The organism is Rhodococcus sp. ENV425 (assembly GCF_002887785.1).
In the GTDB taxonomy this organism is placed as follows: Bacteria; Actinomycetota; Actinomycetes; order Mycobacteriales; family Mycobacteriaceae; genus Rhodococcus; species Rhodococcus aetherivorans.
This window is the reverse complement of the sequence record NZ_PCZU01000182.1, coordinates 25,503-35,223: the sequence shown is the minus strand read 5'-3', so window position 1 is coordinate 35,223 and position 9,721 is coordinate 25,503. Positions and strand designations below refer to the sequence as shown.

At 70.5% G+C, this 9,721-nt stretch carries 5 protein-coding genes; all 5 read right to left on the bottom strand.

Annotated elements, in window-relative coordinates; translation table 11 throughout:
* A partial coding sequence (gene pks13 / locus CQZ88_RS15090; RefSeq protein ID WP_308410806.1) for a polyketide synthase Pks13 occupies nucleotides 1-4,899 on the bottom strand: 4,899 nt, incomplete at its 3' end.
* A gap of 50 nt (nucleotides 4,900-4,949) precedes the next feature.
* Complete coding sequence (gene fadD32, locus CQZ88_RS15085) at nucleotides 4,950-6,839, bottom strand: long-chain-fatty-acid--AMP ligase FadD32 (protein WP_006941930.1); 1,890 nt, start codon at nucleotides 6,837-6,839, stop codon at nucleotides 4,950-4,952.
* A gap of 169 nt (nucleotides 6,840-7,008) precedes the next feature.
* The gene (locus CQZ88_RS15080) at nucleotides 7,009-8,010 is read right to left on the bottom strand and encodes an LLM class F420-dependent oxidoreductase (RefSeq protein WP_102799975.1); all 1,002 of its coding nucleotides are present in this window, start codon (nucleotides 8,008-8,010) and stop codon (nucleotides 7,009-7,011) included.
* A gap of 150 nt (nucleotides 8,011-8,160) precedes the next feature.
* Nucleotides 8,161-9,123: a cutinase family protein gene (locus CQZ88_RS15075; protein WP_043801822.1), complete on the bottom strand. Its 963-nt coding sequence runs from the start codon at nucleotides 9,121-9,123 to the stop codon at nucleotides 8,161-8,163.
* 11 nt (nucleotides 9,124-9,134) lie between these two features.
* On the bottom strand, nucleotides 9,135-9,686 hold the full coding sequence (locus CQZ88_RS15070) for a DUF732 domain-containing protein (protein WP_102799974.1): 552 nt from the start codon (nucleotides 9,684-9,686) through the stop codon (nucleotides 9,135-9,137).
* Nucleotides 9,687-9,721: the final 35 nt, after the last annotated feature.

The window sequence follows — 9,721 nt, the reverse complement described above, 5'->3', positions numbered from 1 at the left end:
CGGCTCGTCGACCACCTGGAGGTGGTCGCCGCCGACATGGATGACCTCCAGATTACGGACCGCCTCGCCCCAGCCGCCGTCGGGCTGCCGGGTTCCGAACGCGGGCTCGAGTTCGATGGCGTCGTCGTGGTAGCGGTCCGCCATGTACAGCACCACGTCGCCGTCGTACGGCTCGAGCTTCGCGGTCTGGATGGCCCGGTTGTCCAGCCACGACGTGCGCTGGTGCTCGATGATGCCGCCGGGGATCCTGGTACCGCTCATCTTGAGCAGGTCCATGAGGATGCGCACCTGGCCCTCGTCGTCCGTCGCGGCGAGCTTGTCGTACGGCAGCGGTGCGTCGACCCCGTACGTCTTCTTCGCGAACCTCGCGTACCGCTGCCAGCGCTTGGTGATCTCCTCCGGGGTGTCCTCGACCTTCTCCCCGGCCATGACCGTGTCGATGAGGCCGACGAGCCGCACGTCCTTGCCCTCCGCACGCAGCAGCTTGGCGACCGCGTAGGCGAGCACACCGCCCAGCGACCAGCCGTACAGCACGTACGGACCGTCGCCCTGGATCTCCTTGATCTGCGGCAGATATTCCTGGGCGCGCTTCTCGATCGGGCCCTCGGTGCGTTCGAAGCCGTACATCGGGGTGTCCTCGGGCAGCCGGCGCAGCAGCGGTTCGTACACGACGGTGGAACCGCCGGCCGGGTGGAACACGAACACCGGGACGGCGTCCGACCCCTCGGGGCGCGGGCGCAGCGTACGGACGAGCCCGTCGATGCGGTCGGCCGACTCCAGGTGCCGGCGCACGCTCTCGGCGAGCTGCTCGATGGTCTCGGCGTCGAGCACGTCGTCGACGGTGATCTCGCCGTTCGCCCGCTCGGTCAGCCGGGCCGCGAGGCGCTCGGCCGTCTCGTCGTCGAGGATCGGCAGGGTGTTGAAGATGCCCTTCGCGGACTGTCCGGTGATCACGGCCCAGGTCGCGAACGTGAGTCGCTCGGCCGCGTCGCGCGGGGGCACGTCGGTGCCGGATGCCTCCGCAACCGCCTGCCGGTCGGTCACGTCGGTGGCCTTGTCGGCTTCGGTGCTCGCACCGGCCTCCGCGGCTTCAGCGGCCTCGGCGGCTTCGAGGATCGCCTCCGCCTCGTGCACCACCCCGGTGTCCTCCACGGCCGAGATCGGGGGCAGCTCGAGCGTCGTGTCCTCCCGCTCCGCGGTTTCGCGGTCGGCGGCCTGCTGTGCGGCGAGGGCGGCGACCTCCTCGCGGTTCTCCACGGCGTACCGCAGGTACTTCGCGACGTCGCGCAGGCTGGCGTCCTTCACCGCGGCGAGCTGCAGCTGCGGGATGTCGAACTCGTACTCGACGCGGTTCTTGATCCGCACCGCCATGAGCGAGTCCAGACCCAGTTCGATCAGCGGGATCTCGACGGGCAGGTCCTCGGGCGCGTAGCCCATCGACTCGGCGACGATCAGCGCCAGCCGATCCTCGAGGGTCTGCGACCCGGCCGGGTTCCACTTGTCGCCGAAGGTCTCGACCACCTCGGGAAGCGTCTCGACCGGCCCGCTGGACCGCTCGGCCGGCGCGGGCGCCGCGGCGGGCGCGGGCAGCGCTTCGCCGGAGACCACGACCGCGTCGAACAGCAACCGGAACTCGCCGCTCGCCGCATCGCGCCCGTGCACGTGCAGCGACGCGCCGCCGGGGTGCCGGGTCAGGGTGGTGGTGAGGGTGCCGCTGGTGGGGACGTCGCCGTGCGGGACGGACGCGGTGAGGGTGACGTCGGCGAGCGTCTGCGACGCGGCGGCGACGACGAGCTCGCCCAGGTCGGTGACGGCGTCGGCGCGCACCTCCCACACGTGCCGGCCGTCGGGCAACGCGACGTGCGCGCCGGGCACGCGGGCGTTGCCGCCGGTCCCGATGCGGGTCTCGAGCCAGAAGGGCTTGCGCAGGAACACCGTCCGCGGCAGGTCCGCGTACTCGCCGGCCGGAAGCAGGCTGCGCAGGTCCACGGCGTGTCCGTGCACGTACAGCTGGGCGAGGGCGGTGAGCACGCCGAGCGGCTCGTCCTCCTTGCGCTTGAGGGTCTGGATCAGCTGGGTGTCGATCACGCCGGCGGCGTACGCCGTCGCGGCCACGGACATCAGCGCGACAGGGTTGGGTGCCAGCTCGACGAACGTGGTGTGCCCGTCGGTGACGGCGAGCTTGACCGCGTTGGTGAAGTACACGCTGTGCCGCAGGCCCTTGGTCCAGTACTCGACCTGGTGGATGGGGTCGTGGCCGGCGCGGTAGTGGGTGTCCTGGTCGACCGACGAGTACACGTCGACCTTCGGTTTGTGCGGCTCGATGCCGGCGAGTTCGGCGGCGAGCTCGCCGAGCAGCGGATCCACCTGCGAGGTGTGGCTCGCGCCCTTGGTCTGCAGGACGCGGGCGAGCTTCTCCTCCGACTCCGCCCGGGCGACGATCGCGTTGACCTCGTCCTGCGGGCCGCCGATGACGGTGTGCGTCGGCGCGGCGTAGACGCAGACCTCGAGGTGCGGGTAGTCGGTGAGGACCAGCTCGATCTCCGCGGCGCTGTACTCGACGAGCGCCATGAGCCGGATGTCGTCGCCCTCGAGCAGCGCCTCGGCCTCGCCCATCAGGCGGGAGCGGGCGCAGATGACGCGGACGGAGTCCTCGAGCGACAGACCGCCGGAGATGTACGCGGCCGCGGCCTCGCCCATGGAGTGGCCGACGACGGCGGACGGCTCGGCGCCGTGGTGGCGCAGCAGCTTCGCGAGGGCGACCTGGATGGTGAAGATGCCGACCTGCGAGGTCTCGACGTCGTAGTCCTGGCCGTCGTCGAGGAACTTCTCCTTCATGGAGTAGCCGGCCTCGTCCTCGATCAGCTCGTCGATCTCGTCGACGGCCGCGGCGAACACCGGGTTCTCGAGGTACAGCTGCTTGGCCATCTTGCGGTGCTGCGAGCCGAAACCGGACAGCACCCACACCGGCCCGTTGGCGGCGGGGGCGTCGGCGGAGAACACGCCCTGCGCGGGCTTGCCGGCGGCGACGGCGCGCAGCCCGGCGATGGCCTCGGCGCGCGTCTTCGCGATCACGACGGCGCGTGAGCGGCCGTGGTTGCGGCGGGAAAGGGTGCGAGCGACGTCGGCGAGCGGCGTGGTGCTGCCGGCCTCGGTCTCGAGCCAGTCGGCGAGGTCGGCGGCGGCCCGGCGACGACGCGACGGCATCGCCGCGGACACCGCGAGCAGCACCGGGTGTTCCTCGCCCTGCTCCGAGCGAATGTGCCCTTCAGCTCCTTCAGCCGACGGAACGATACGTTCGCTCGACTCCGCGTCCGCTTCGGGTCCGGTGTACTCGCGGACCACGACGTGCGCGTTGGTGCCGCCGAAGCCGAAGCCGGAGACGCCGGCGATCGCCTTGCCGGTGTAGCGCGGCCACTCGGCGCCCTCGGGGATGACCTTCAGGCGGGCCTGCTCGAACGGGATGTACGGGTTCGGCGCGGTGTAGTTCAGCGTCGCCGGCAGGTGGTTCTCCTGCATGGCGAGGACCACCTTGATCAGGCCCGCCGCGCCGGCGGCCGCCTCGAGGTGGCCGAAGTTGGTCTTCGCCGAGCCCAGCAGCACCGGCTTGTCGGCGTCGCGGCCGCGGCCGACGACGCGGCCGAGGGCGTCCGCCTCGATCGGGTCGCCGAGCACGGTTCCGGTGCCGTGGGCCTCGATGTAGTCGACGCCGGACGGCAGGATGCGCGCGTCCCGGTACGCGCGGCGCAGCACGTCGACCTGGGCCTCCGGGTTCGGGGCCGCCAGGCCGTTGGAGCGGCCGTCCTGGTTGACGGCGGAACCGGCGATGACGGCGAGCACGGTGTCGCCGTCGCGTTCGGCGTCCTCGAGCCGCTTGAGCACGACGAGGCCGCCGCCCTCGGCGCGGACCATGCCGTCGGCGTCGGCCGAGAACGCCTTGATGCGGCCGTCGGGGGCCTGCACACCGAGCTGGTCGAAGCCGAGGGTCGCGGCGGGCGCGACGAGCATGTTCACGCCACCGGCCAGCGCCACGTCGGCGTCGCCGTCGCGCAGGGCGCGCACCGCCTGGTGCACGGCCACGAGCGACGACGAGCATGCGGTGTCCAGGGCGACGGACGGGCCACGGAAGTCGAAGAAGTACGAGACCCGGTTGGCAACGATCGACGTGGCCGTGCCGGTCAGGGCGTACGGGTGCGCGGCGGACGGGTCGCTCACCGCGAGGAGCTGGTAGTCGTTGGCGGAGCTGCCGATGAACACACCGACCGGGCGGCCCTTGAGGTCGCTGGCCGGGATGTGGGCGTGCTCGAGCGCCTCCCAGGTGAGTTCGAGGGCGAGGCGCTGCTGCGGGTCGACCATCTCGACCTCGCGCGGCGACATCGCGAAGAACTCCGCGTCGAAGCCCTTGACGTCGTCGAGGTAGCCGCCGCGGGTGTTGGCTGCAGCGATGGCCGACGAGATCTGCGGATCGTCGGCGAATTCGGACCAGCGACCCTCGGGGAGGTCGGTGATGCCGTCGCGGCCCTGGGCGAGCAGCTCCCACATCTCCGCGGGGGTGCTCACGTGCCCGGGCAGCCGGGCGGCGAGACCGACGATCGCGACATCGTGCGTCCTGCCGGCCGGACCGGCGGCGTAGAAGGCGCTGTCGTCGCCCTCCGGGAGCTCGGGTTCGCCCTCGATGATGCGCGTGGCCAGCGACGCGATGGTGGGGTGCTGGTAGGCGATCGTGGCGGTGAGGGTGACGCCGAGCAGTTCCTCGACCTCGCCGCTGAGCGCCACGGCGTCGCGGGACGAGAGGCCGAACTCCTCCATCGGGCGATCGTCGGAGATCTGCGCCACCGGTTGCCCGGTAGCCTCGGCGATCCAGTTCCGCAGCCACTCGCGCAGCTGCGCGACGGTCATTTCAGTGTCAGCCATCAACCCACCACGCTACCCGGGAAAGAGAACAATTTTTATACGCTATCGGGGAATGCCTGCTGGGTGTAACCACCGCGCAGGGTTCCCTCGATGTAGGCGGCCTTGCAGGCGCGCCGCGCGATCTTGCCACTCGACGTGCGCGGGATCGACCCGGCAGGCACGAGCAGCACGTCGCGCGCGGTCACCCCGTGCCGTGCCGAGATCGCCGCGCGAACGGTGTCCGCGACGGGTTGCGGATCCGCCTTGCCCGCGCCGGGCGCCCGCTCGGCGACGATGACCAGCTGCTCCGAGGCGTCGTCGGGATCGAACTGCAGACCCGAGTGCGAATTCTCGAACACCACCTGCGGCAGCTGGTTGGCCGGCACGGCGAAGGCGGCGACGAAGCCGGGACGCAGCGCGGAGCTGGCCTCCTGCGCCGAGAACTCCAGGTCCTGCGGGTAGTGGTTGCGGCCGTCCACGATCACCAGGTCCTTGACGCGGCCGGTGATGTACAGCTCGCCGTCGACGTACACGCCGTAGTCGCCGGTGCGCAGCCAGTGGGCGTCCGCGGGCGTGCCCTCGGCGTGGCTGCTCGCGGGCAGGCGGTCGACGAGCTTGTTGTGGAAGGTCTCGTCGGTCTCCTGGGTGCGCCCCCAGTACCCGATGCCGATGTTCTCGCCGTGCAGCCAGATCTCGCCGACGTGCCCGTCCGGCACCTCGGTGGCGGTCTCCGCGTCGACGATCGCGGCCCACTGGCTGCGCGCGACGTAACCGCAGGAGACCTGCGCGATGGCGTTCGGCGCCTCCTTGTCGACCTTGACGATGCGGCCGGCGTTGAGCTCGTGACGGTCGACGTAGATGACCCGGGCCTCGTCGGTGTGCCGCGTGGACGAGACGAACAGCGTCGCCTCGGCCATGCCGTACGACGGCTTGATCGCGGTCTTCGGCAGGCCGTACGGCGCGAACGCGTCGTTGAACTTGCGCATCGAGGACGTGGTCACCGGCTCGCTGCCGTTGATCAGGCCGATCACGTTGCTCAGGTCGAGGGTCTCGCCCGGCTTGGGCAGGCCCCGCGCGGCGGCGTGCTCGAACGCGAAGTTCGGCGCGGCGGCGAACGTGCCGGCCCCGTCGGAGACGGCGGCGAGTTCCTTGATCCACCGGCCCGGCCGCTGCACGAAGGCGCGCGGGCTCATGATGGTGATGTACTTGCCACCGATCGCCGGCAGGATGACGGTGAGCAGGCCCATGTCGTGGAACAGCGGCAGCCACGTCACGCCGCGCGAACCCTCGTTGAGTTCGATGGAGTCGGCCATCTGGATGCAGTTGGTGAGCACACCGCGGTGGGTGATCTCCACGCCCGCGGGCACGCGCGTCGATCCGGAGGTGTACTGCAGGTAGGCGATGTCGTCGGTGCCGATGTGGGGCCGCGTCCACGAGCCGGCGACGGTGTCGGGGATCGCGTCGACCGCGATGATGCGGGGCCGCTCCGCCGCGGGCAGCGGCCGGAAGAACTGCCGGACCCCGGCCGCCGAGGAGGTGGCGGTGAGGATGGCGCTGGGCGTGCAGTCGCCGAGCACGGCGTGCAGCCGGTCGGTGTGGCCGGGCTCGTCGGGGTCGAACAGCGGGACGGCGATGGTGCCGGCATAGATGGCCGCGAAGAAGGAGACGACGTAGTCCAGGCCCTGCGGGGCGAGGATCGCGACGCGGTCACCGGGCTTGGTGACCTGCTGCAGCCGGGCCGCGATCGCGCGCAGGCGCACCCCGAACTGCTGCCAGGTCAGCTCGTGGACCTCGCCGTCACGTTCCCGCGAGTAATCGATGTAACGGTACGCAAGATCGTCGCCGTTCTCGGCGAAATGCTGCTCGAGGTGGTCGAGCAGAGTGTTGCCCTCGGGCAACACGATCTGTCCGTTCTCATCGATGAACTCTTCGAACCCGACGCTCATTCCTTCTCCCTGTCGAAGCGATCCCACAACCACTCGACATGGTTGCGCCCCGCACTTGTCTTCGCGCTAGCGGATCGTCGTACCTGTACAGCTCAACAGCATCCGGCCGTGCATCTCACGAATCTGTCCATCGATCCGAAATCACGATTATGTTACAGATCCGCATCGGTCATTCCCCCGCCAACAGCGGAATCACCGGTGCGAACGCCTCCATCTGGGTGGGGAAGACCCCCACGTAGGACATCCCGGTCTTCGCCCGCACGTTGCGGATCTGCTCGGCGATCTCCTCGTAGGAACCGATTGCGAGATATGGCGATTCGAGGATCTCGTCCACCGTGAGCTTGACGTCCACCTCGATGTTCGGGGGGAATCCCTGGTCGAGGGCGGCCAGCGCCATCTCGGCGGTCTGCTCGCGATCGTCCGTGACGAGAATCATCGTGATGGTCCAGTTCAGCTCGATGTCATCGAACCGATCCCCCGCCGCGCGACGGATCACGTCCACCCGCTCCACAGTCTTGTCCATCGTGATCCCCGACAGCAACAACCGGCCGTCGCGGTTCGTGGGAGAGGCCCCCGAGATGATGTCGGCGTACTTCGCCGCCAGCGCGAGCATCTTCGGTCCCCCGCCGCCGACCGCGATGGGCGGTCGCGGGCCCTGGCGCGGCCGCGGGCTGCCCTTGAGGCCGTCGATGCGGTAGTGCTTGCCCTCGAAATTGCACTCCTGGCCGCGCAGGAGCACGTCCAGGATCTGCAGTGTCTCCTCGAGCTTCTCGATCCGGACGCCGGGGCGCTCGTAGGCGATGCCCGCCTTGTCGAACTCCTCCTTCATCCATCCCGCGCCGATCCCGAGTTCGAGCCGGCCGCCCGAGAGGACGTCGACGGTCGCGGCGTCCTTGGCCAGGATCGCGGGATGGCGGAAGCCGTTCGCGAGGACGGCGGTGCCGAGGCGGATCTTGTCGGTGGCGACGGCGAGCGCACCGAGCGCGGCGATGGGTCCGACCTGGTTGCCCAGGTGGTCCGGGATCATGAAGCTGTCGTAGCCGAGCTCCTCGGCCTTCTGTGCCAGCTTGACGAAGCGCCGGGCGCCGCCCTCCTCGGCGTTGCCCTCGCCACCCGCGGCGAAACGAAACTTCCGCGGTTGCGTGGCAGCCGAGCCGTCGGTGGCGCTCATCGAACCTCTTCTCGTGTGGCGGTGGTCGCGCGTCACCGACCCGGAGAGCTTCCCGGGTCAGGACCGAAGGTCGAGTCTAAGCGCCGACCGAGGAACGATTGTATCGGGTGGTGATCCCCGACACTACCGGCCGGTAACAACGGGGAGGGATCACTCCTCCGGTGGTTTCGGCGCCTCCTCGATCTTCTCGATCGCCCAGTTCGCCACCCACTGCGTCGCCGTCGTACCCGAATCGTCCACGACGAACGAGTTGTACAGGGCGTGCACGGGGTTGTTCGCGTACTCGAGCAACCGCGGCGCGCTGGCGAGCCAGTTGCCGGGGTTCAGCGCGTTCGGCGGTGCGTCGCAGATGCCGTCCGTCGGTGCACAGATGTCCACCACCTTGTCCTCGAGCTCCCCGAACCCGCCGGGCCGCGCGCCGGTCATGGTGATCCCCGGCAGCCGCAGTCCGTCCAGGGACAGCTCGGCGCCGACGCCCGCGACGGGCGGGCCGATCGTCTCGGCCGTGCCCGGGTCGCGACGGCCGTCGGCGATGAGCGCCACGCCGAGCACCCGATCCGCCGGAACCGGCCCGTCACCGGCGCCGATGCGCGCCGCGACGTCGCCCGCGATGACCGCACCCTGCGAGAAGCCGGTCAGGACGTAGTTGGTCAGCGGGCACTCGGCGAAGCGGCGCGCGAGGATGTCCTCCGTCGCCGCGGTGCCGGCGGTGCGGCTGTTGTTGTAGGACTGCTGCCCGTCCGGCGGGAGCGCCACCGGATTCGAGAACTGGGCGACGTACGGAACGGTGTACACGTCGGCACGCTGCGCGTCGAAGCGCTCCTGCAGCGGACGCGTGACGTTCAGCATCAGCGACAGCGGATTGAACGTCGGGTTGTACGGATCGTCCCAGGCCGCCGACTCCCACGTGCCCGGTACCGCCACCACCTGGACGTCCGGGCACGATGCGGGCTGCGCCTCCGGCTTCTCGGGCCCGAGGGGCCCCGGCGGCCCGGGCACCGGGAGCCGGCCCGCGAGGATGTACCAGAGCGCGAGCACGGCCGCCAGGACGACCAGGATCCCGAGGACGAGGATTCCCCGCCTCCGGCGTCGTTGCTTCGCTCGGGCCGTCATCATTGCAGCTCCTAGCAGAAGGTGTCGCGTGCGACGGTGATGTAGACGTCGGCGGTCGTCGCGGCGTCGGCCTCGGAGATCTCCTTGCCGGCGGCCGCGGCCTCGCTGCCCACCGATGCGGTCACGATCGTCTTGATCTCCTCGGGCGAGCTGCCCTGGGCGGTCGCGGCGCAGATGTAGTTGGCGGTGTTGATCGCGATGCTGCCGTCCGCGGCCGGCTCCACGCCCTGCTTCCGGAGCCCGTCCAGGAACGCCTGGCCGCGGTCGTCCACCGGCACCTCGGTCGGGCCCGGGAATCCGGGCTCGGTCTCCGGCTGCGCCGGCGGCGCGGTGGCGGCCTCGCCCGGGCTCGTGGTGGCCGTGTCGCCGGGGGCTGTGGTGGTCGCTTCGCCGGAGGTGGTCTCCGCGGCGGATGTCGAGGTGGTCGCCGACACGGACGTCGACGGGGTGCTCGTCGCCGTGGAATCGTCGCTACCGCAGGCGCCCAGGAGGGCGGTGGCTGCGAGCGCCGCGGCGCCGGCGCCCAGGACGCGGGTCAGGCTCGAACGGGTCCGTGCAGGCATGTGGTGGTGTCCTCGCATCCAATCGTCGGAAATGG

Excerpts from the sequence above, each read along its gene's own strand:
- fadD32 (WP_006941930.1), bottom strand. The coding sequence starts at position 6,839 with ATGAGCGTCGGGTTCGAAGAGTTCATCGATGAGAACGGACAGATCGTG.
- CQZ88_RS15080 (WP_102799975.1), bottom strand. The coding sequence starts at position 8,010 with ATGAGCGCCACCGACGGCTCGGCTGCCACGCAACCGCGGAAGTTTCGT.
- CQZ88_RS15075 (WP_043801822.1), bottom strand. The coding sequence starts at position 9,123 with ATGACGGCCCGAGCGAAGCAACGACGCCGGAGGCGGGGAATCCTCGTC.
- CQZ88_RS15070 (WP_102799974.1), bottom strand. The coding sequence starts at position 9,686 with ATGCCTGCACGGACCCGTTCGAGCCTGACCCGCGTCCTGGGCGCCGGC.